Genomic DNA, 25,186 nt, shown 5'->3' on the forward strand with positions numbered 1-25,186 from the left:
TTTCTGTTAACAATCTAAGTTATCTCTTACTGTAGGGTAACTGTACCATTGATTCCCTGTAGGGCATTGTCGGTTAGCTCACAAGTCAATACATACTGATCAGGAATTCCACAATCGTTCAGTATCCCAAAGTCTGTGGTTGCTCTGAAACCAAACCTGTTATAATAGGTAGGATCGCCACATAGAAATACTGCGGTGTACCCCATCTTCTTAGCCAACTCAAATCCTTTTTTAATTAATAGAGAACCCACTCTTTGGTTTCGATATTCCGGAAGGACAGAGATAGGAGCTAATAGAAGTGCCTCAAAGATTCCATCAAGAGTATGTATATTAAGTTTAGTAAACATAATATGCCCGATTAACTTTCCGTCTTTTTCTAATACCAGAGCCAGCTCAGGTATATAAGTTTCTCCTGCACGAAGCTTTACGGCGAAGTCCTGCTCATCTCCGTCTTTCACTTTAGCTGTCTCAAATGCTGTCTTTATAAGATTGTATATTTCGGCGTAATCCTGTTCTTTTTCTTGTCTGATAATCATCTGATTGTCTTTTAAGTGCTGTTTCATTTTTTTTCTTGCAATTATGTATCCAAAGCTTGTCCAGCGACCATTATCTACCTCCAGAGTTTTTGGATCTTCTTCAGGTTTTGATTTACATAACGGATCATGCTGTGCATACTCTCTCCACCAAAGTTGTGCATGGGGTGCATAATCTGCTTCGAGAATCTCAAAACCTGCTAACTTTAACGCTTCTGTAGTTTGTGAGATGCTTCTGAAACATTCTTTCCACGGGAAAGGTACCTGACTCACATAAGGCTCTAAATCTTCCGGCATGTCAACTTCGAGGTGCATAGGTTCAGCCAATCCGAATATGCCTCCGGGTTTTAGAATCCTTACGATGTCTTTCAAAACAGTAAGGTATCCTTCTTCTCCTTCCAGCATCCTGATCATCTCGAGTGCAGTGGTGCTATAGACATAATCGAAGGAGCAATCTTTAAAATAGGAATTTGGCAATCCGATCATCAATGCTTCCAAGTGCTTTTCAACATTCCAGAGTTGAGCATTTTCTTTGATGAATTGGATGAGAGGAACAGTAGGTTCTCTTAAGTCATACCAAGGGTCTATGGCGACTGTATGAGTTTGGTATTTCTTCGTTAAATAGCAAGTGGGGAAACCTCTGTTTGCACCAACATCAAGAAGTGATGACTTAGGGCTTATTTTCATTTTATCTGCTAAGAAATCTACAAGCTTAAGCCCTCCGGGACCACTGCACTGATCGTAGATAATATCTAAGCTGATGTTTTCGGGTTTGTTAAAGTCGAAAAATGGGATATGTTTTTTACTCATTATAATCTTTATAATTATGAATACGTAATATCACTACCTCTTATCAGGTATGAATATTATGATGTTATTCTGTGAAAATGAATGTAAGAAAAGTATCAGACAGATTAGTATGTCCGATAAATAGATGAGAGGATAGCATGTATTGATTAATACAAGCTATTTACAACACCAGATACTTATTAGTAGTAAACATAAAAGATTATATAAAGTGCAACAAAGATATGATGTTATTTTGAATAGCAAATGTAAGTGCGGTAAAATATGTTAATGCAGAATCAGATGTCTTAAATATTTATCTCGTCAAGAGGATTCCAAAACACTGTTTTCCAGTTTTTGATTTTATTATTCGAAACGATAACCCCTTCAGCTTCTAATAACTCCTGCATTTCGGACGAATCACCAAAAGCATCTTTCCCCGATAGTATTCCCTGACTGTTCACAACCCTATGAGCAGGGATATTTGTTATCGACGAATTACATTCACTCATGACTCGTCCTACCAATCTCGACATATTATAATATCCTACAGCCTTAGCTATAGCCCCGTAGCTGGTTGCACGTCCATGAGGAATAGTTCTCACAATATCATATACTGCCTGACTAAAAGCATCTTTATCTATTTTGGGCATAGTTATTCATTACAATTAAGAGACCCTATATTTTATCAAAAATACAAAATCTACATTGAATACTATTCTTTCGCACTTCTTTCTTACAGAGATTTAAGTACAAATTTAAAATGTACGATAAGGTGACAAAAAAGTATGTTTAATCTCCTCTGCAAAGGGCTGTACTAATCTGGCCTAAATTCGTATGTAGGCAAATATCGATTCCTCCTACATTGCAGACTTTATACCCAATCTAGTACTATTGTTGAGTTTAAATAATACCTAAAACAACACCTTATTACAAAATACGATTCGTTGATACATGCCTTTTCTGAATACCAAGTTGACCTAAAATAAAACTTTACTTTAATTCTTTAACTTAATAAACTATGAATAAAAAACCTTTATTTAATTGGAGGAATAGGGAATGGAAGATGCGGCTATGCTTAGTAGCTCTTTCAATACTCCCTCCGATATCGGGCAATGTAATTGCCTCTGCCGAAAATCAAAATACCATATTTAATGCAAATGAAATTCAGCAACAAAAGAAAGCTATAACGGGATTAGTTGTCGATAATCTAGGCGCTCCGATTATTGGAGCTTCTGTTAAAGAGAAAGGTACCTCGAATGGAACTATTACTGATATTGATGGTAATTTTTCTCTGAATGTCGACGCTAAGTCTGTACTGGAGGTATCCTACTTAGGTTTTTTAACCCAAACAATTAGTGTTGGAGGCAATGACAGGATAAGAGTTGAGATGAAGGAAGATTCTCAGGCTCTTAATGAAGTTGTAGTTACCGGATTCGGTCTATCGCAGAAAAAAGTTACTTTGACCGGTGCTATTTCTACTCTCGGAGCTTCGGATATTTCACGTTCATTTGCTACAACAGCTTCGGGCTCGTTAGTCGGAAAAATAGCAGGGGTCAATTCAAGGCAAACCGATGGGCGTCCGGGGGCATCTACTGATATTAGTATACGTAATATGGGAAGTCCCTTATATGTAATTGATGGGATTCAATCGGATGGAGGACAATTTAACAATATTGATTTCAACGATATTGAGACCGTTACCGTATTGAAAGATGCGTCGGCATCTATATACGGGGTTCGTGCAGCTAATGGGGTTGTAGTTGTTACCACTAAAAAGGGAAAGAGAAATACAAAAAACGTAGTTTCGCTGAACGCTTATTACGGCTGGCAGGACAATTTCAAATTTACCGAGCAATCTAACTCCAAAACATATGTAAGCAGCTATGTTCAGGCTGAAACCTTGCGTGGCGGTCAGCGTACATATAATGAAGAAGAGTATAAGAAATGGATGGATGGAACTGAAACCGGATATCAGGGCTTTGACTGGTATGATTATATCTGGAAATCTGCCCCACAATATTATACAAACTTAAATGTATCGGGAGGATCGGATAAGTCCAATTATTATATCTCTGTCGGGCATCTTAATCAAGACGCTACTGTTCAGAATTATGGCGGATTTAAACGTACCAATGCCCAAATGAATATCGACACACAGATTAACGAACGGTTAAAAGTGGGAGCCGGAATGAATGGACGGATTGAAACCCGAAAAAATCCGGGAGCACCCGGAGGTGATGACTATTGGTTGCCTCGTTTTGCTGTATTTCGAAACCTTCCTACAAAAAGACCTTACGCCAATGATAATCCGCTTTATCCACAAAAGGTAAGCGATGATCCGCAAACAAACTTTGCGGTGATGAATTATGCATTGTCAGGATATAATAAAGATGAATGGCGTGTAATACAGCTTCAGGCAAATGCAGAGTATGACCTGTTGAACGGGTTCAAGGTAAAAGCACTGGGCAGCTATTACTATGCCAATAGAGTAAACGATATTCAGGAATATCCATATAAGCTGTATCGTTACGATGAGGCTACGGATACTTATCCTGTTGATTATGCAATGAGCGATCCGTACCGTGAGCGTGTAAACGCATATGTCGAAGAAATCAGTACCAACATTCAGGTTGCTTATGATGGTAAATTTGGCGGACATTCTCTGAATGCTGTTGCTGGTATGGAAACCATTCAACGCCGCGACCCAAGCTCTACCATTTATAGCAGGCCGGTAGCCGATAATATGCATTTAATTAATTTCAAGGAGATTAAATCGTTTAATGATAACGGAGCCAATACACAAGCTCGTTTAGGCTGGATAGGACGTATCAATTATAACTATGTAGACAAATACTTACTCGAGTTATCAGGACGTTATGATGGATCGTGGAAGTTTCCACCAAACGATCGCTGGGGATTTTTTCCTTCTGCATCTATCGGATGGAGAATATCTGAAGAAAAATTCTGGCAGGACAGTAAAATCACCAATATAATAAGCGACCTTAAATTTAGAGGCTCTTATGGTCTTGTTGGAGATGATAATGTGGACGGTTACGGTGCTTTTGATTATATGACAGGATACGACTATAATCAAGGAGGGTCGGTTATAGACGGAGGATATGTAGTAGGTACAAAACCTCGGGGTCTGCCGGTTACTACTCTATCGTGGATAAAAGCAAAGATTTTGAATGTCGGTTTCGATATCTCATTCCTGAATAATCGTCTTACAGGTCAATTTGATTATTTCAATCGTAAGCGTACAGGACTACCCGCTGCCCGTTATGATGTGCTTCTTCCCTCCGAATTAGGCTTTGACCTGCCCAGAGAGAATCTTAACTCCGATGTAAACAGAGGTGTCGACTTTATGGTTCGCTGGACAGATAAGGTGGATGAATTCAACTACAGTATTGCTGCAAATGCAACCTATGCCCGTTTCTACGATTGGGAACAATACGATACCCGCAAAAGTAATTCTTGGGATGTATACCGTAACAGTATCTATCAACGATATGGTTATGTAAATTGGGGACTCGAAGCTATCGGACAATTTCAAAGCTGGGAGGAAATCGCAAACTATACGATTGATAATGACCGCAAGGGTAACTCAACCCTTATGCCCGGAGATATCAAATACAAAGATGTAAATGGAGATGGAGTAATCAACGGTATGGACGAACGTCCTATCGGCTACCGTCAGGATGGAACTCCTATTTTTAACTTCGGTTTCAATTTTGTTTTTGAATGGAAAGGATTCGATTTAGGTTTCGACTTTACCGGATCGACTTTAAATACTTACTGGCAGCGTTGGGAACAACAGATTCCTTTTCAGAATAATGGCAATACACCCTCCGAAATTTTGAAAAACAGTTGGCGTCTTGCTGATATATGGGATCCAAACAGCGATATAATTTCGGGTAAATATCCATTAGTAAGACTTAATATGGGTGATCACAGCAACTACTGGAACAGTACCTATTGGAAAAGCAATGTACGATATATTAAACTACGAAATCTCGAATTTGGATATAATCTGCCTAAAAAGGTACTGACTAAGGTCAACATAACAGGCTTGAGAGTCTATATCGGCGGTAATAATCTGTTTGCTTTAAGTAATGTAATGGGTGTTGATCCTGAACAAAAAGACGACAATGGCTTGGGTTATCCTACAATGCGTATGGTTAATATTGGCTTAAACCTTAAATTTTAATTAACAATGAAAAAAAGATATTATCTGGCAGCAGCTCTGGCTATCGTATTATCAATGGGCAGTTGCAGTGACTTTCTGGATCAGACTCCGGACAGAATATTGACAGAAGATCAGGTGTATAGCGATCCGAATCTGATTAAATCGGTCTTAGCTAATTTCTATGAACGTGTTAGTTTCGGACAGCATGTTCAGGGCGATTTATATGATTTCACCAGACTTGATGATGCTATGCGTTATGATTTTGACAATGTGAATCAATTTGACCGTAATAGGTGGAGAGTTTATGATTATGGTTTGATACGCAACATCAACCAGTTTATCCAAGGGTTAACTAAAAGCACGGCTCTTACCGAAGAAGAGAAAGCTCCTTTGTTTGGCGAAGCGCGCTTGATACGTGCATGGATTTATTTTAATACCTGTCGGGGATTAGGAGGAATGCCTATTGTTGGAGATGAAGTGTTCACCTATACTCCGGGAATGGATATCACTCCTTTACAGATACCTCGGGCTACAGAAGCAGCAATGTACGATTATGTTATAAGCGAATGCAATGAAATTTCGAAAATGATGTTGTCCACCAAAACGACCAACTCGGCAAGGGCTAATAGATGGACTGCAAAAATGCTAGAAGCTCGTGCAGCATTATATGCGGCTTCAATTGCCAGATATAACAACCGTATGGTAGCTCCTGTCGAAACCCCGGGAAAAGAAGTGGGCATAGATGCAGCCAAAGCCGAAGGATATTATAAAGTAGCATTAGCGGCTGCAAAAGAAGTTATCGAAAACAGTCCCTATTCGTTGCAGGACAGAAGACCCGAAGATAAAGCTAGAAACTTCTACGAAGCAGTTACAGTGAAAGATAATAATACAGAAGTGATCTGGGCTCGCGATTATATTTATCCGGGACAAACTCATGCCTTTACAAAGGATAATCTGCCTACAAGTTTTGCCGAAGATGCACAAAGCAGTTATTTATCAGTACTCTTGAATCTGGTAGAAGAATATGAGCCTATTGATACACCAACTCCGGGGCAGGGTAGCAAATTCAAAACAGGTGATCTTGCTGCAGGAACTCCGATATTCTATGAAACACCAGATCAGCTATTCAAAGAAAGAGACCCACGTTTAGGAGGTACTGTGCTATATCCGGGATCATTATTCAGAGGTTTGGAAGTAGTGCTTCAAGTCGGGCAATTAAATCTGGAAAACGGAAAATGGGTTAAAAAAGAAGGAAATGCAGGAGATAAGGATGACAAAGGAAATCTGATAACTTCACCTAATGGTCCTGTAAATAATTCAACATTGCGATTAGTAAATAAGACAGGCTTCTCTGTTCGTAAATTCTTAGATGAAGCCAAAGGTTCGGGTACAGTAGGTCGCGGGTCAGAAATCTGGGGTGTACGTTTCCGTATGGCAGAAGCATATATGATTGCTGCCGAAGCCTCCTATGAACTTTATGGAGGCGGAGATGCCAATACCGTTAAATATATCAATGCAGTGCGTAATCGTGCAGGGGTACAGCCATTAGCAACCGTTACGTTCGAAAACATTATACATGAAAGGCGTGTTGAGTTTGCTTTTGAAGATCAGCGTTACTGGGATATGAAACGTTGGCGTCTGGCCGATAAGACATGGAATGGTAATCAAGCCAGCCGAACTGCCAACCGATTGGGTTTATGGCCGTATCGAGTTGTTGCCGAAGGTAATCCCAATAATGGTAAATGGGTATTTGTTGAAAAAGACATGAATTTCATTTATCCCAATGCCTTGAATTTCGAACTGAGACATTATTATAATGAACTGGATAACGGATGGTTAAATAATAATCCGAAACTAGTGAAAAATCCTTATCAATAATTATGAAGTATATAAATATGAAAAAAACAATATGTTCTTTCTCTATAATCTCATTGCTGATACTATTTAGCAGTTGTGGAAAAGATAATTACGATGAACCCGAATCTACTTTAACAGGAAGAATTACATACAATGGTGAAGCCATAAATGTAAGGGGTACGGATGAACGTGTTCGCCTGCAATTGTATCAGGACGGATATGATAAACATGACCCAATCGAGGTATTTGTGGGACAAGAAGGTACATTCTCGGCAAAGCTTTTCAACGGACAATATAAGATGGTAACACGAAACAATAACGGTCCTTGGGTAAATACCCGTGATACAACATTAATTACGGTAAGCGGATCAACTACAATAGAGTTTAAAGTTACTCCCTATTTTACAATTTCAAATGCCGAGATTTCATTATCGGGTAATACGATGAATGCCTCATTGACAATAAATCGTATTGTGCCAACTGCCGAAATAGACAGAGTTATACTTCTGCTAAACTCTACGACTTTTGTTGACGATGGTTTTAATGTTTTACGTAAAGATTTTACCGGAAATGATGTAAAAACGGGACAGATAAACTATACTGCCGAACTGAATGAAAAAGCTCTTAACGCAAAATTCCTTTTTGGGCGTATTTGTGTATGGACAAAAGGTGCAGACCAAGGAATATATTCTCAAGTGGTTAAACTGAAATAAAATATATGGTCTTAGGTTTTTCTATAGGTTTTATTAGACGATTGTTTTAATTACGATAAAGGCTGCTCATTTGAGCAGCCTTTATTACATATATATTGAATGAAACAAGCGTTTATTTACGAAGAAAAGGAACGCCTTTAAACCAGGTTATTGTTCTCCACAGCCACTCTACAGGTCCGTAATAGTATTTTTTCATCCACCAATTACTATAACCCACTTGAATAATGTAGATAGCCATACCTAGTAAGAAGCATTGTAAGAAGCTTAGTTTTGTTGCTAAATTGGCACCAAATCCATAAAATAATATTACCCCGACGAAACTCTGTACCATGTAGTTGGTTACACTCATACGCCCTACAGGAGCTATCAGATCTAAGATACTACGGGTTTTAGTTTTATAATATAAAAGTGTCAAAATACATATATACATCATCATCATATTCAAATTCGCATATGCCTTGAATAATGTAGTACCTACATTGAGAGTAAATCCGTCAACATAATGTGGAAGAAATAATATTATACTGTAAAAAATAACGAATCCTACAATAGCATAAGGCAGAACCTTACTGCTGTATTTGATCATTTTTTCCTCACTCTTATGTATACCCAAGCGACCGATAAGCATTCCGGCGATAAACAATCCCAATAATTGGGGATAACGGGCATAAACTAATACCCATAACATTTTAGCTGCTAATCCCTTCCAAACATTAAACGCTAATACATCCGAAAATGACCCATTGGCAAAAACGTCCACAGCCTCATCATATAAATCATCCATATATTTAACCAGACTTGTCGGTTCGTTGGGTGCATTACCGCTCAATAACGAAACGAAATTGATAATGTCTGGAATCTGTAACAGAAGTAATATAAGAAGTACTACCAGCCATTTGGTCGGAACCTTATAAAGAGGGATAATAAAGACACCTACAACAGCATATACGAAGAAAAATTCGCCCATATATATAAGTCCATTGAGGTATCCTAAAACTAGCAAAATAGTCAACCGCCAAAGAAAGCGAAACCTGAAATCGACTCCTTTATCAGCCTGAGAATCCATCTGCATAAAAAAGCTCAATCCAAAAAGCAACGAAAATATAGCATAAGATTTTCCCGCAAACAAAAAAGTAATAGTTCCCAATACTATATTATCCACCGATTGCCAGAAAGGTGAACTAAAAGTAGGGGTATACGCAAGATCGAAATGCTCCATGCAATGAAATAATAAGATACCCAATAATGCAAATCCCCGAAGTGCATCAATCGAATTGATCCGTTTCTTGGGTATGATAGTCTGAGTCTGCTCCATTCTTTTAGTTTAATAGTGTTTTATTTAGTAAGATTTAATCATGATTAATGCCAATCAGTAGTTGAGATTATATGTTCAGTTAAATTCATTTTACTACGCGCAATCAGAGATTGCTTGTATTCCTTTTGCCCAAAGCCGCAAAAGGAATCAAAAAGGCTTTGTGCTGCGTGGCTCGCCTGTCTGAATTAAGCTTACAGGCTAAACTAAACTTATTGCCTTTCGGCACGTTTAGTTTTACGCCCGTTTCGCTTGTCAGCCAACGGCTCCGCCACTGATGCACTTTGGCTGACGCACGCAGATGGCTTTTGTCCGTCAGGCTCTACGACCTTGCCGGTTACACGGGTACCCGCAGGATGAAAAAAGCGTTAAGAAACAAAAGGATATCAATAGTAAATGTTTTCTTTTGTTTTAGCTTTCGATTCCGTAGCGGGTCGGGCAAAAGGCACAGTCTTGATCTTTTGTTTCGTTTTGTATCAAGACAAAATGAAAAATAAACCCGATAGGGTGCGTTAGGAATAACTGAACATTAAACATAACAGATCAACTACTGATTCGCATGATTAAGTAATGAATAAAATTTATTGCTGTATTTTATGATTATAACAGTCTTTAGTTATAATACTTATCAACGAAATAGAAAGGTCTGAGGCCTTATTTTATTTTTCTGGCTTTTACACCTTCAAAAGTTATCTTCACGGGATTAATAAATCCATCCTTGTCAAAGGTCATTTTATCAATACAAGTCACACGATGATCGCGTGCCTTATCGCCTAGCGGACGACGGTGATAAACGATATAATAGTCTTCCGAATTAGGTACATGCATAATGGAATGATGTCCTGCACTTGTCGCAACAGTGGCATCTTCCTCCAATATCTTGCCGATACGTTTAAATGGTCCGAAAGGCGAATCGGCTATGGCATAAGCCACCGAATAATCGGGTCCTCCCCATCCGCCTTCACTCCACATGAAGTAGTACTTGCCATTCTTTTTAAACATAAAAGGTCCTTCAACGTAGTTCTGAGGAGTTACCTCTTTGTACATTTCACCGTCATCAAATGGAACTAAAGCCGTAAAATCGTCATTCAGTTTAACCATGTTACAATGTCCCCATCCGCCATAATACATGTAATAGGTATTGTCGTCATCTTTAAAAACGAATTGGTCGATAGGCTGTGCCCCGTTCACATTTTCATTGATAAGAGGTTTTCCTATTAAATCCTTGTAAGGACCTTCGGGGCGGTCGCTTATTGCGACACCAATTCCTCCGATTTCACCCGGATGCACATCATTGGCTCCGAAGAATAAATAGTACTTATTGTTTTTACTGATAACGGATGGTGCCCACATCGCTATTTTTGCCCATTTTACCGCAGCCGTGTCCAATACGCTCTCATGCTTTGTCCAGTTTACGAGATCCTTGGATGAGAAGCAGTCGAAGAAGGTCTGTTTCTCATATAGATCACTCCAAGTCGGATAAATCCAATAGGTATCACCATAGATTATGCCTTCGGGATCGGCATACCAGCCTTCGAATACGGGATTACCGCTCATTGAAGACTTTACTTTTTTGTTGCTTTGTGCATTCAGATTGTAAGGAGATAGCAGTAAAAAGGCTGCTATTCCCATAAATAATAATTTTCTCATGTATATTTTAGTATAAGGTAAGGTCTGAGACCTTAGTTTCCATTAATTCGCTGTTGGGAAAGCCGAAATACGCAGACGTGCTGCACCCATCGGAACAAGTGTGATGTTCTCTACTTTTGTTTTTGCCACCGGACTTACAGGCACAAAAGAACATAAGCCATATTCATCTATTTTCCAGTCGGGAACAATACAACCTGTTGCCTGAATCTCGATAGGTACCGATTGCAATGTGAATGGAAAATTATCAGTAGGCCAGCTTTTCTTTACAACTTTGAATGATTTTTCCAGATTGTTTTGATCGAATACCAAAGCGTAATTCCACGATGAATTGGGATGAATTTCGAAAGAAGGCCATTTAGACGGATCTGCCGTTTTTTGCCATTTCGAATCACCTATTGCACTTTCTATACTGCTTTTTTCGATATATTTCTCGTCTATTTTCAGAGAATAGGTCAGTGGACCATAGTTCACACTTACACTATTTCCGTTTTGTGCCCAAGTATCGGTTTTCAGTTTCATAGGTAAAGTCAGATTAACAATATCTCCTGCATTCCATACATTATCAATGCGTATGTAATTAGAGGGTTCCGGTTTCACATTCATAACTTTGCCATTAATTTTTACCGTAGCATTATCTGCCCACTCAGGAATACGCAAATATAACGGAAACTCTACGTTTTTACCGCTTTTCACTTCGATGTTTATCTGATCATCAAACGGATAATGTGTTTTTTGTACTAATTCTACAGTCTGACCCTTGCTTCCCACTTTCGCTTTTACCGAACTTTCGGCATACAAAGCGGCGAGTAAACCATTATCGGGTGTTGCCATCCATAAATTTTCCGCATAATAAGGCCATCCCTGAGCATGATTGTGCTGACAACACCGACTGCTGAAAGGATTCATCATTAAGAAAGGTCCCGTATTATCTATTCCCGGGCTATGGTTCTTATCATCACTCAATACCATATTGGGTGAAGTGATGTAACGAAGCGACTTAAAATCGGGCATCACAGCCGCAGGATAGGTATTGAAGGCTACATTTTCGCAATGATCAGCCCAAAGCGGATCGCCTGTAATTCTTAGTAATATTTCATCGGATGCCATTTGCTCAACCATACCGCAAGTTTCTACTCCCTGACGTGGATCGTGATATCCTTTACGACAGTTTTCATCACCACCAAACATTCCCCCGGGCACTTGTCCGTACCATTTACGAATCAGGAAGTGATCGTCATAAGTAGCTTGCAGATGTGCTTTATCGTGTGTTTGAAGATAATAGGTTGCAGGCTCTCTGAATGATTGTGCAATGTTCACATTATGCAAGTTGGGTAGATTATCGGTTTGCATCCAATTGGCTGTATTACGATGAAGTTTTGTCGCCAGATCGAGCAGAAATTTATCACCCGTAATATTGTAAAGCCAATAAACACTGTAGATATTGTCGCCACCACGACTATTTTCCCAATAATCTTTAAGAAGCATAGAGTCGGGCAGATTATTCTCCCATTCGAAGTATTTAGTCATAAAAGGTATTACCCTTTGATCGTTCGAATACTCATAATAAGATTGAAGACACCAGACCATTATCATATTTCCCCAAATATCGGGTCTGCCCTCTTTTTCAACCCAAGGACCAAAATAACCGTCTTCACGTTGACTCGATAAAGCAGCATTGATCCATGTTTTGGTCTCTTCAATCATTTTAGGATCGTTGAGTATATATGCAAGGTTTCCGTAACCTTTGAGCCAGTAAGGAACTTCTTCCCATCCGTATTCGCCTTTTCCACTTTTGTCAAGCCATGCATTATTTTCCTTATTCAACCATGCACTGATTTCTCCCAACTGACCTGTTAACCCGTCACGTTGAAGTTCGAGGTATCTCTTTATCCATCCTTCGGGTTGAATACTGCCTACAGGAAGTTTGATAAAATTACTGGGTAATAAAGGTTGTCTGTTGCTTGTGTAGTATAAATTCTTACTATCGGTTGCGGGGCGTGAAATTACTGCCACCTTGGGTGTTGCTGCCGAACTCACCAAAAAGGATGCACATGCCACAACTAAAAGTTTTAACCGGTATGCCTTCATCTAGTATATTTCTTTGTTTGATTAATAATAGGAATAAGTCTTGAGCAATAAAACCACCCAAGACTTATACTTTAAATTAATAAAAAGGCTAAGAATGTATAGCCTATTTACCCAGAGAATTACTTATTTCAAGGTTGGCTTGTCTTATCTTTTGCTCATCAACCTTAATTACCTTACGGTCATATGTCATAAGTCCGTTTACTTCACCTTCCACATCAGTCGTTTGTGTATATACTGCTGCCGAAATACCTCTGCCAATTAGTTTCATCAGCATATTATTGTATTTGATATACTCGTCTGTTACTTCTTTTTCGTTTTTAAACTGAGTATATCCCCAATTTTTATCCGATTGCCACATATGACCATTGATAGGAAGTCCGATACCTCCATATTCGCCTAATACCGTTGCACGCTCAGGATCAAACATCATCAATTCGGGCGATGGGTATTTATGGAAGTCAAGAATATCGCCTACTTTATAATGGTTTCCTCCACTTGCAGGATTTACCAAACGAGACGGATCGTAAAATTTAGTCCATTCTACTATTTCTTTTGTCTTGAACTGTCCCCAAGCTTCGTTGAAAGGAACCCAAACCGCAATAGAGGGATAAGGTCTTAGGTAATCCATAATTTCTCTCCACTCTTTGCGGAAATTATTCTCAGACTCTATAGAGCGTACTTTTTCTACCCCTTCGAAATATCGGTGCATTTCCCAATGTGGAGAGGCATCTCCGTTGGGCATATCCTGCCAAACCAAAATACCCATTTTGTCGCAATGGGTGTACCAACGTGCAGGCTCTACTTTTACGTGTTTACGTATCATGTTATAACCGAAATCTTTGGTTTTCTGAATATCATATACCAAAGCCTCATCTGTAGGAGCGGTATAAAGTCCGTCAGGCCACCAACCTTGATCGAGAGGTCCGAAGTGGAAACAATCTTTGTTATTCAATTGAAGGCGTACTATTCCGTTCTGATCTTTTTTGATAGATACTTTACGCATAGCAGCATAGCTTTTTACTTTATCTGCTGCCTTTCCATTATCTAAAAGAACCACTTCCAAATCATAGAGAAATGGAGAATCGGGCGACCAAAGTTTAGCATTGGGAACATTGATATTCAATGATTGTCCTGCTACACCCTTTGCGGTTGATATCACTTTGTTGTTATCTTTCAAGGTTACTTGAACTATATCGGAAGGATTTGTCTTTTCGGTATTGACGTTTATTTTCAATGAATTATTATCAATATCGGCTACGGTATTTACTCCCGAAATATATTTGTTGCTTACAGGTTCAATCCATACGGTTTGCCATATACCCGAAACGCCTGTGTACCAAATACCCTCGGGGCGTGTTACTTGTTTTCCTCTGGGTTGATAGCCATCGCTCGTAGGATCCCATACTTTTACTACCAGCTTTTGATTTCCTGAGGTTAAGTAAGGAGTGATATCGAAACTGAAAGGCGTAAAGCCTCCTGTATGTGTGCCTATTTTAATGTCATTGATATACACATCAGTTTTCCAGTCTACTGCACCAAAATGAAGTAAAATAGTTTTGTTTTTCCAGTCCGAAGCGATATTAAAGGTTCTTTTATACCATAATTCTTTGTCTTTGCCCAAGTCTTTTTGTACTCCAGAAAGGCTCGATTCCACGGCAAATGGAACCAGTATATTGCCGTCAAATTTTTGAGGCTCATTTTGTCCTACGGGTTGAATCGAATATTCCCAAAGACCATTCAGGTTTACCCAATCCGGACGCTCCATAATAGGACGGGGATATTCGGGCAATACATTATTGGGGTCGATGGTTTCAGCCCATTTAGTCTTAATCCTATCTCCGGCAGGTTTCCATTGAGCAAACAAGGATGTTCCGGAGAGGACGAATGTTAACAATAAAAGATTCAATTTCATACTCTGTGTTTTTAATGATTCTATATTTTATATTCTATTATGTATTAAGGCAAAGTCTCAACCCTACTTCATGCGTCTGTCTAATTCGGAAAATTAAGAATGATTTTGTTTGTCAGATTTGTTTATTAAGACGGATTCAGAAAGAGGTTAATAAGTTGCTATCAGTATATAAGTAAAGAATAAAATCTATTGGTATATTTTATAGTTGTAACAATCTATATTTGTTATACCTGCCTAAGCAATAACAAGGTCTGCGGCCTTAATTTGATTCTCAACAAATACAAAACTATTAAAAAATAACATCCTCAGTATACGTATTTACGACGATCGTGTATTTTTCGAAAAAATGTCATCAGATCGTACTTATTTGGCGAAATACTAGACTTTATATTTATCGTATATACATATCTTTCAGCCCCCATTCCACTTAATAATAGCTGTCTAAAATGAGTTTATCTTGATCTTGATTTAAGATAAAACACATCAAATAGATAAGGGCATAGTAACAATGATGAACCTGTTGATTGGTACTATTTTGGTTAACCTCACACTTAAGCTTGTCTGGATTTATCTCACAAGATAGATGAAGATTTTTTACTAAATACAATACTCATGCATAAAGAGTATTGTAACCTTTACAAAAACATATTGTATATACCATAATGAAAACTACTCGATTCTACTATTCTTTACTACTCTTATTTTTTTTCACATCATCTTATAATATCGTATATGCCTATAGTATACGGCAATTTTCGAGCAAGAACGGACTCTCAAACAGTGCTATTCTGTCGATGTGCCAAGATAAGAACGGCTATATGTGGTTTGGCTCTTGCGATGGGTTGAATATGTTTGATGGAATAAATTTTCAGATATATAAACCAACAAATAGCCTTAATAATCTGTCCGGAAATTTGATTGAGTCGGTATTAGACGCCGAAGATGATATTCTGTGGATACAGACAAATTACGGATTAGACCGATTCAACAGTCGAAAACGTACCGTCAAAACATTCTCGGATTTTAAAGGACATAATAAGCTGATCAAGAGTATTCAAAATGATATTTATGTTGTAAAAGAGGATAATTACATCCATTATTACGATCCCGGCGAAGAAACGTTTAAACGGATTTTCGTTTATAATCTTGTTTTTGATAATATTCTGGAAATGGCTATTGATGATCTGAATGTTCTTTGGATATTTTTGTCTGATGGCAACCATCGTACTTTCGATCTAACCCGAAATAAGCAAGAGATACGCCTCAGCCCCAAAAAATATTTAGATCATGACAAACCCATTTTATGGTGCTTCTACGAAGAAAATAAGTTCTATTTTGTAGATAAGGTGCATGACTTATATGAATTTAGCACATTAGATAAGCGGAAAACTTATATCTATAACATCGATAAAGAAGTAACCAAATATGGTGAAATATCATCTATTATTAAGCAGAAGAATAATTTCTTCATCGGTTTTAAAAGCAGTGGTCTAATCAGATTAGAAGAAATTCCTGAAAATAAGAATCGTTTTTCGGTTTATGAGATCGAAATTAAATCGGGTATCTTCTCCTTAAGGAAAGATAGATACCAAGACATTGTTTGGGTTGCAACAGACGGTCAGGGCGTGTATATGTATTTTATGAATTCATATTCTATAAAATCGACCTTGTTCAGAGATTTTCATACACAAATAAATAATCCGGTGCGGGCACTTTTCTTAGATAAGACTCAGACATTATGGATAGGAACTAAAGGAGATGGAATTGTGAAAATTCACGATTATAATGAAACAACCAATAAAGGCAGCAGCACAGAGCATTTGCTGACAGGCAATAGCCAACTTAACGATAATTCGGTCTATGTTATTACCCCAAGTAAAAAGGATATTTTATGGATTGGTACCGAAAAAGGCTTAAATTATTATTCTTACAAGAGTGGTGAGATAAAACGTATTCCTATCAATCAGAATAACAATGATCCCATAAGATATGTACATTCTATCTGTGAAACGAATGACTCTACACTGTGGATTGCTACAGTAGGCGAAGGTATTATAAAGGCTCGAATCAGTGGAACAGCAGATAACCCTGAGCTTACTATTTTAAAGCATTTTATTTTTGATAAAGGAAAACAGTCTTCAAATTATTTCTTTACTATACATAAAGAGAATGATTCTACTCTGTGGTTTGGTAATAGAGGGTATGGAGCCTATAAATTAAATACATTAACTGAAGAGTTGGATATTTTGACCCTGAATGATGAAGGCGACAGCCAAACTTTGAATGACGTCTTTTCAATATATCAGAATAAAGACGGTTATTGGATCGGAACCAGCTATGGACTGGTTAAAATGAATAGCAATGGTAAACAGGTATTTAATGAATTAACCGGCTTTCCGAATAATACTATACATGGTATTTTGGATGATAAATACGGTAACCTTTGGCTCAGTACAAATCAGGGAATAGTCAAGTTCAATACAACTAACAATACTTTTCAGACTTATAAACAACAGAATGAGCTCGAAGTTACTGAATTTAGTGATGGAGCATCTTTTAAGAATGAAAAGACAGGAGTAATGTTTTTCGGAGGTATCAACGGATTTATCAGTATACGTAAGAATGAATTTTCAGATTCATTATATACTCCTCCTATACAGTTTAACCGATTGTCGATCTTTGGCAAAGAATATAATATCAACGATTTTCTGGAACAGAAGAACGGACAAGATGTTCTGACACTAGATCATAGTCAGAACTTTTTTTCTATTTCGTTTACTGCTGTTGATTATATTAATGGTAACGATTATACTTATTTATACCGGCTGAGTGAATTAAGTAACAACTGGATTGAGAATGGTACTTCCAACAGTGCAGCTTTTACGAATATTTCTCCGGGAAACTATTCCTTGCAAATAAAATATAGAAATAATATAACAGGTAATGAGAGTGCTGTATATTCTCTTAATATTCGCATTTTACCTCCTTGGTATCAGACTTATCTGGCATACTTTCTTTATTCTCTTCTGTTTATTCTTCTTTTGTATGTAACAATTCGATTTATATTGAAATGGTATAGAATGAAGCAAAATAATATAGTGGAGAAGATGAACCAAAAACAAAGGGAAGAGATCTACGAATCAAAACTTCGTTTCTTTACAAATATTACACATGAGTTTTGTACTCCTCTGACATTGATATATGGACCTTGCAATAAAATACTTACTTATAGAAATTCCGATAGTTATATAAATAAGTATGCTGGTCTGATACAACAAAATGCTGAAAAATTGAATTCGTTAATATTGGAATTGATTGAGTTCAGACGTCTTGAAACAGGTAATGAAGTGCTTGACATCTGTCGATTTTCAGTATCGGAATTTACACGTATTACAGCTGAATCTTTCTCAGAATTGGCAGAGGCAAAAGGTCTTATTTATGAAATAAATATAAAGGATAACTGTATTTGGAATTCCGATAAAAATAGTCTGAATAAGATAATAACCAATTTAATCTCCAATGCCTTTAAATATACATCTGACAATGGGAAAATAACAGTTGAACTGTTTATTGAAGATGAGAGATTGAATCTTGTAATTTCTAATACCGGTAAGGGAATTAAGGAAGAGGATATTCAAAAAATATTCGACCGATATACAATTCTTGATAATTTTGAGATTCAGAATCAAAAAGGGGTTTCTCCACGTAATGGATTAGGATTAGCAATCTGCCATAATTTGGTAAAGCTTCTAAAAGGCGATATTCAGGTAACTAGCGTTCTCAATAGTTTAACGGTATTCAGAGTTGTACTACCTATACTGGAAATTGATATTTCGGTTAATGAATCCACTCATACCCAATATATTTACCCAACTAATCCGGAGGTTTCCTCATTAGAGTTTGATAATATATTACCGGAATACGATAAATCGAAGCAAACGATTATGATTATAGATGATGACCCTTCGATGTTGTGGTTTGTTACAGACATATTTGTAGAACAATATAATGTTATACCAATTAATAATCCCGGTGACGTCTTCGAGCATCTGAAACGGGGAGCAGTTGATCTGATTATTACAGATGTAATGATGCCTGATATAGATGGTATTTCATTAACAAAATCGATTAAAGCAGATAAACACCTAAATCAAATTCCCCTTGTTTTACTTTCTGCAAAAAGAGATATCAAAGAACAGGTAAGGGGAATCGATTCAGGAGCCGAAGTATACATCACAAAACCGTTTGATGTTGAGTATCTGGAGAAAATAGTAAGCCGCTTGCTCCAACGTAAGGAAGATATGAAAGAGTATTATGGCTCGATATTGAGTGCTTTTGAATTGAAAAATGGGCGATTAACCCATGTTGAAGACAATGAGTTTTATGAAAAAGTGCTTAAAGAGATAGATACAAATATTTCAAATCCGAATTTGTCAGTCGAAATGTTAAGTCAAGCCTTAGGATGTAGTACACGTCAATTTTACAGAAAACTTAAAGCTATTAACGAAAAGACTCCCAGTGATTTGATAAAAGAATACCGCTTAAAGGCTGTTGAGCGATTATTGGTTACTACTAATCTATCTATAGATGAGATATTATATAAAACGGGGTTCGTCAATAGAGGAAATTTTTTCAAGATATTCTCCCAAGAATATGGCATGACTCCCAAAAGTTATAGAGATCAGAAAAAGAGAGAAATGATTTGATAATTCCTGAGATTATTCATTTTTTATTATACCTATTGAGGTAAGCTTTTATACACTTACCTCAATGAGTATAATTGAAATGACATCGTAAATTCTCCTATATATCAGTATTGACTCGAATAGGCTGTTTCTAAAACTACAATGTCGGAACTATGGGCTTTATGCTTCCATCCGAATTAAATTCCATTTTATCGATGCAAACTTCCCTGTTATATCCGGCTGCATCTCCCATATTTATACCGTTTGGACGACTGAAACGATGATAAACAATACGCCATTCATCCTTTCCGGGTATTTGCAAAACCGAGTTATGCCCTGTTCCATAGATTCCTTTCGAAGGGTCTTTAGCTAAAATCAGATTGTTTTCACTAATAGTCAGAACTCCTGTGGGAGAAGTTGAAGTTGCATACCTCACCCGATAATTCTCACTTCGGGTATCATCTTCCGACCATAAGAAATAATAGATACCGTTTCGATAAAAAACAGTTATAGCTTCCCGAAATGTTTTATCGGGAGTCATCACTTTTATAGTATTCTTTTTTACGGATACCATATCCTCATTCAGTTCCGCAACCGCCATATAGCCATTGCCCCAATAGAGATAACTTTTACCTGTTTTAGGGTCGGCAAATATTTCGGGGTCTATTTCCTGTCCGTCTTTTACACCTTCGGGTTTAAAATCGATAAGGGCTTTTCCCGAATCTACAAACGGACCTGTAGGATTATCAGCCACAGCCACCCCTATTTTTTGAGCGGCACTAAAATAATAGTAATATTTATACTTACCCTTTACCTTCTTTTCAATAATACAGGGTGCCCATGCATTACGATCTGCCCACGATACATCTTTTTTCAGATCGAGAATTACATCTTCATCTTTCCAATCTTTGAGATTATCAGATGAGAATGTTTTAAAGTAATAACCACTCCAACCTGTAAAACCATCACTTGTCGGGTAGATATAATACTTTTTTGTTTTCTCTGAATATAAAATATCAGGGTCGGCATAATACCCTTCGAGTACAGGATTATTGGCAGTTGATGGCATTTCAAAACCTTCAGGAATTCCCCATTTGTTGGTCAAAGCCTTCAAATCACGGCGAGTAATTGGGATTATCGACCCATGACGCGGATGAAAATTCATCGAGATATCCTGATCAATCACTTTAAATACATCCAGATCTTTACTCTCACAGAATTGGTATTTACCTTTCATGTACACATCATACATCAATATATAGGTATCGCTATTGATTCGTTTGAAAACACTTGAACCTTCTACTGCATCGCTTGTTTGTTGCTTGTACCCGGGTTGCTCTATCCATTTGTTGGAAGCAAGCGAGTCGGTCATTGCCAAACGGATGCCATTGCCATGTCCCTCGGTTTTATAAAACAGATGAAAAATACCGTTTTTATTGATTATATCGCCATCAATACACGATTTCTTGTTTTGAGGTGAAAACAGAATACGAGGTTCGCCCTCTAAGTCCGTAAAGTCTTTGTTGGCATAAGCATAATAAATAATGTCTACTCCATCATCGTGCTTCATAGACCAGTAAACCATATATTTTTTTACTGCCGGATCGTATATGGTTTGCGGTGCCCATACACGTTTCAAGCCTTCCTGACCCGTGTATTTTTGTTGGATATTAATAATACTTGATGTCCAGTTTACCAAATCGGTCGATTTAAGGAGTATCATAGCCCGATTAGACTCCCAGCCTTTAGAGGAAGTCATATCGGTAAGTACCATATAGAAAGTCTTACCGTCTTCGCCACGAAGAATATGCGGATCGCGTACTCCACCTGTCGAACTGATTTGTTTGGAATCTATGACCGGATTGTTATTATTCAAGCTCAGATAGTTGTATCCATCATTACTTATCGCATAACAAACAGCCTCTTCTTCTACGTTGTTTCCTTTAAAATAGGCGAAGAGATATGCTATATAGTCTTTTTCTTCGGGTCCCGATTTATATTCTTGGCTATAGCCTGATGGAGCTAAAAATACCAGAGCCAAAGCCAAGAATACTATTTTTACTTTATTCATTATTATTTATTTCAATTTATAAACGACAGTTACTACCGAATTAGGGTTTATTAAAATAGATCCTTGTATATCAGAAATTGTATTTTCAGCTAAATCCTGACTCTGATTTGTGGTATATGTCTTAATAGACTCAATCTCTACATTCTTAATACCGGCTTTAGCATCGTATTGCTTGGTTGATAGATTGGTATAAACCGCTACAACTTCTTTGTAATTCGGAGATATATACGCACTTCCGAATAAATCCTTGGAAGTATCAGCCATTCCTAAATCGATACGTTTGTAATCAGGTCGTATAAACAAACTGTAATTTCCCAATACCCAAAGAGTTTTGGTTGCTGCGTGTGTTCCACTCTGTTTAAAATCGCCATAATCGCCACCCGCAGGGGTCACTTTAATAAGTAAAAATCTGTTTTTATGGCTCCAGCGCTCCGGAGAAAGAGCTGTCCAATATGACCAAGAGGCAACATTGGCATAAGCTAAGTCGCAATGTATCACCTTCGACATGTACAAAGCTATATCCATGTATGATGCATTATCAAAACCAACAAATTCGCTACTGCTATATCCGTCTCCCAACATACTCCATTCTGTTTGGTATACCTTTAAGCCTGCAGCGTCGGCACTCGAAGCTACATTTTTTCTTGTACTTAAGAGGGTTGCCCAATCGCCATCTAACCAATAACTGTGTCCTGCGATTACGGGTGCTATATGTTTGAGGTTTCCAATATAATTAGATGATGTACTATTAAATAGATTTGAGATTACATTATTTCGGCCTGCATCGTTGGCATTCTCATAAATATAATTCCATGCAGCAGACTCGGCAACTAATATCTTGGAGGTTAGATTTTTTGATTCTAGCGACTTATCAAGTTCCACAGCAATCTTTTTTATTTCGCTGTTTTGCCAACCCGATCCCTCCTGATTGGCTTCATCCCAATTATACTGAGGTTCATTTACAGGACTGATATAGGTAAAATCGATTGCTTTATTATCTTTAAAATATTTGACGGCTGACGTAATATAGTCTGCGAAATCATCATACGAATCGGCTTTCAGATTCGAGTAAGCGCCCATCTGAGAATAGCCTTTTCCATTTTGAGTCATATATACGGGAGGCGTGTTACTGAACATCACAAACTGTGAGCAGCCATAGCTTTTCGCTTTGTCAATAAAATATTGCTGTCCTGCGTGTTTGCTCCAATCTAAGGTTCCAGTTACCGGATCCATAAAAGATTCGGCTCTTTTTTCAACATCAGCAATTCCGCTGGCTGCTCCCTGTTGTGCAGTACCGCCACCCAAATTGAAACGCCAGCCTGATAACCCGATACCTTCGGGTTGTCCATTTTTTATATTGCTTGAGAATAGGAGCTTTGCAATTTCTTCCTTTTCACTATTCGTCCAATATTCTCCGATATAATTTGCAAACCAGCAGTCGGATGCCGCAAAACTTTCTATCGTTTGATAGGTTTTGCTGATATCTATCACCACATTCTCTGTTCCCTCAGATGGAGTACTTTTATCCGGTGCAATTGTGTATGCCGGATCATCATTGCACGCAAACAATGCGATGGCAACGCACATGCATGACATTAATTTTATCTTTTTCATAATCTTGTTTTGTTACTTTATAAAGAAAACAATAGTGTACCCTCTGAAAACCAAAGAATCGAGGATACACTAAGTTCGCAGAACTATTTATTGCTTTGGTAAGCAAAACAGCGATAGATAGTTATACTTTTTAAATGTTTCATTAAATATTTTCTTGTGCTTATTACCAAAAAAGCAGAGATTTTTAATTAAAAATTGGGATTCTGTTCAATACTACCTCCTGAAAGAAGAACTTCGGTATTTGGAATAGGGAAAAGTAAATCCCTGTCTTCACGGAAAGTAATCCCTTTATTGCTGTTTTCTTTTTGGTTGGTAATCTCATACTGATCTGTAGATTCATACAAATTATAACGGACAAAAGTTCCGTTTTCCCCCATAATATTACACAATGCTTTTTTACCATTATCATCATTCCAACGGCGTAGGTCGTATAAACGTTGGTGTTCGAGTGCGAGTTCTAATCTTCTCTCCAATCTGATTGCATCGCGTAGAGTTTTTCCTGAAGATGTAACATCCGATAAACCTACACGGTCACGTACTCTTTTCAATGCCTTACGAGCTTCGGAATCGTTACCATTTTGATTGGCTGCCTCTGCATACATAAGCAAAACGTCTGCATAACGAAGAAGTCTATGATTCAGATTATTATGGTTTGCATCATAAGGTGTAGGACGCAAGTTATGAGGAATATAAAACTTTCTGTTGATACGTGCCGATTTATGCTTGTCGGGAGTTATCAAATAATTTTTAGCTTCGGGAGTATCGTCTCCGGGAACATCATCACCATTCTTTACAATTGTCCATTTAAGTCGTTCAGTATCTCCGGCATCCATAAAGGCTTTTTCTAAGTTACTGGTAGGCAAGCCCCATGACCATCCTGTGTCATCACGAGATCCTGTAAATACAGGAAGACGTCCTCCCAAGTTGTAACTTATATCGGAGCTATATTGTACTTCAAATAGCGATTCGATACTGTTGTTATTCTCAATAGACCATACATCTTTAAAATTAGTACACAGATCGTATTCATTCGAATCGATCAAGTCTTTAAGCACCTTTTCAGCCTCTGCAAATTTACCTTGATAGAGATATATCTTACCTAAGTAACCCATTGCCGCTCCTTTAGTTGCACGCCCTAAGTTTACCGATGAATATTCGCTTCTCTTTGGTAGATCAGTAATCGCATCCTTTAAGTCCTGCTCTATCTGAGCATAGGTCTCCTCTGTTGATTTACGATTAATTCCCAAAATTTCTTCGGGTAATTTCATCTCAAGTATAACCGGTACTCCACCAAAATTTTTCACTAATTCGAAGTATTGAAATGCACGCAGAAATTTAGCTTCCGCAATCATTCTTTTCCGTAGATTTTCATTGGTAATAGGTGCATTGGGTACTTTAGCGATTACTATATTACACCTTAAAATTCCTTTGTAACGGTATTGCCAATAATTTGAAAGCGGTCCATCTTGTTTTGGATTACCATAATGAGACATTCGTATCCAATCACTTTGCGATTGAGTTGTATTTCCCATCCACATGTCATCTGTCGCCATATCGGTTCCGATGTAGAAAACAGATACCTGCCACCAATCGTCCCAAAAGATCGACTGATAACATCCTGCCACTTGTTTCAAACATTCTTCTTCATTTTGGAAATAGGTATCCAGATTTTCGGTTCCCAATACAGGACGATCTAAAAAATCGGAGCAACTATTTAATAGTAGTATAAATGCACTACCTAGAAATATTTTAAATATCTTTTTCATTTTTCCTGTC

13 protein-coding genes are annotated in these 25,186 nt (G+C 37.7%); 4 read left to right on the top strand and 9 right to left on the bottom strand.

Going from position 1 to position 25,186, the window contains the following annotated elements; all coding sequences use genetic code 11:
* Window positions 1-26: 26 nt before the first annotated feature.
* Together G7051_RS18175 and G7051_RS08790 are read right to left on the bottom strand one after the other, a co-directional pair.
* Complete coding sequence (locus G7051_RS18175) at window positions 27-1,343, bottom strand: GNAT family N-acetyltransferase (RefSeq protein ID WP_221412929.1); 1,317 nt, start codon at window positions 1,341-1,343, stop codon at window positions 27-29.
* Between the two features lie 284 nt (window positions 1,344-1,627).
* Window positions 1,628-1,972 carry an MGMT family protein gene (locus G7051_RS08790; RefSeq protein ID WP_166199651.1) on the bottom strand — a complete coding sequence of 115 codons (345 nt, stop codon included), beginning with the start codon at window positions 1,970-1,972 and terminating at the stop codon, window positions 1,628-1,630.
* Between the two features lie 368 nt (window positions 1,973-2,340).
* Between G7051_RS08790 and G7051_RS08795 the strand changes: the two genes are divergently transcribed.
* From G7051_RS08795 to G7051_RS08805, 3 genes are read left to right on the top strand one after another with little or no spacing between them, the layout of a single operon-like run.
* Window positions 2,341-5,529, top strand: coding sequence for a TonB-dependent receptor (locus G7051_RS08795; RefSeq protein WP_166199653.1), 3,189 nt, complete (start codon window positions 2,341-2,343; stop codon window positions 5,527-5,529).
* A 6-nt stretch (window positions 5,530-5,535) separates the two neighbouring features.
* The gene (locus G7051_RS08800; RefSeq protein ID WP_166199655.1) at window positions 5,536-7,386 is read left to right on the top strand and encodes a RagB/SusD family nutrient uptake outer membrane protein; all 1,851 of its coding nucleotides are present in this window, start codon (window positions 5,536-5,538) and stop codon (window positions 7,384-7,386) included.
* Window positions 7,387-7,403: 17 nt separating this feature from the next.
* Entirely contained in the window at window positions 7,404-8,078 is a 675-nt protein-coding gene (locus G7051_RS08805; protein WP_166199657.1) for a DUF3823 domain-containing protein, read from the top strand.
* A 112-nt stretch (window positions 8,079-8,190) separates the two neighbouring features.
* Here G7051_RS08805 and G7051_RS08810 read toward each other — a convergent pair whose 3' ends face one another.
* From G7051_RS08810 to G7051_RS08825, 4 genes are all read right to left on the bottom strand, one after another.
* A complete protein-coding gene (locus G7051_RS08810; protein WP_166199659.1) occupies window positions 8,191-9,393 on the bottom strand; it encodes a DUF418 domain-containing protein in 1,203 nt (400 codons plus the stop codon).
* A 651-nt stretch (window positions 9,394-10,044) separates the two neighbouring features.
* Window positions 10,045-11,022, bottom strand: coding sequence for a glycoside hydrolase family 43 protein (locus tag G7051_RS08815; protein ID WP_255493372.1), 978 nt, complete (start codon window positions 11,020-11,022; stop codon window positions 10,045-10,047).
* A gap of 60 nt (window positions 11,023-11,082) precedes the next feature.
* Window positions 11,083-13,128: a beta-L-arabinofuranosidase domain-containing protein gene (locus G7051_RS08820; RefSeq protein ID WP_166199663.1), complete on the bottom strand. Its 2,046-nt coding sequence runs from the start codon at window positions 13,126-13,128 to the stop codon at window positions 11,083-11,085.
* A gap of 103 nt (window positions 13,129-13,231) precedes the next feature.
* The gene (locus G7051_RS08825) at window positions 13,232-15,040 is read right to left on the bottom strand and encodes a glycoside hydrolase family 2 protein (RefSeq protein WP_166199665.1); all 1,809 of its coding nucleotides are present in this window, start codon (window positions 15,038-15,040) and stop codon (window positions 13,232-13,234) included.
* 662 nt (window positions 15,041-15,702) lie between these two features.
* Here G7051_RS08825 and G7051_RS08830 point away from each other — a divergent pair.
* Window positions 15,703-19,746, top strand: coding sequence for a two-component regulator propeller domain-containing protein (locus G7051_RS08830; RefSeq protein ID WP_166199667.1), 4,044 nt, complete (start codon window positions 15,703-15,705; stop codon window positions 19,744-19,746).
* Between the two features lie 136 nt (window positions 19,747-19,882).
* Here the strand turns inward: G7051_RS08830 and G7051_RS08835 are convergent, their stop codons facing one another.
* From G7051_RS08835 to G7051_RS08845, 3 genes are all read right to left on the bottom strand, one after another.
* Window positions 19,883-21,799: a family 43 glycosylhydrolase gene (locus G7051_RS08835; RefSeq protein ID WP_166202734.1), complete on the bottom strand. Its 1,917-nt coding sequence runs from the start codon at window positions 21,797-21,799 to the stop codon at window positions 19,883-19,885.
* A 3-nt stretch (window positions 21,800-21,802) separates the two neighbouring features.
* Window positions 21,803-23,410: a glycoside hydrolase gene (locus G7051_RS08840; RefSeq protein WP_166199669.1), complete on the bottom strand. Its 1,608-nt coding sequence runs from the start codon at window positions 23,408-23,410 to the stop codon at window positions 21,803-21,805.
* Window positions 23,411-23,598: 188 nt separating this feature from the next.
* Window positions 23,599-25,176, bottom strand: a complete 1,578-nt coding sequence (locus tag G7051_RS08845) for a RagB/SusD family nutrient uptake outer membrane protein (protein ID WP_166113861.1) — start codon at window positions 25,174-25,176, stop codon at window positions 23,599-23,601.
* Window positions 25,177-25,186: the final 10 nt, after the last annotated feature.

Source organism: Dysgonomonas sp. HDW5B (assembly GCF_011299335.1).
Lineage (GTDB): Bacteria > Bacteroidota > Bacteroidia > Bacteroidales > Dysgonomonadaceae > Dysgonomonas_A.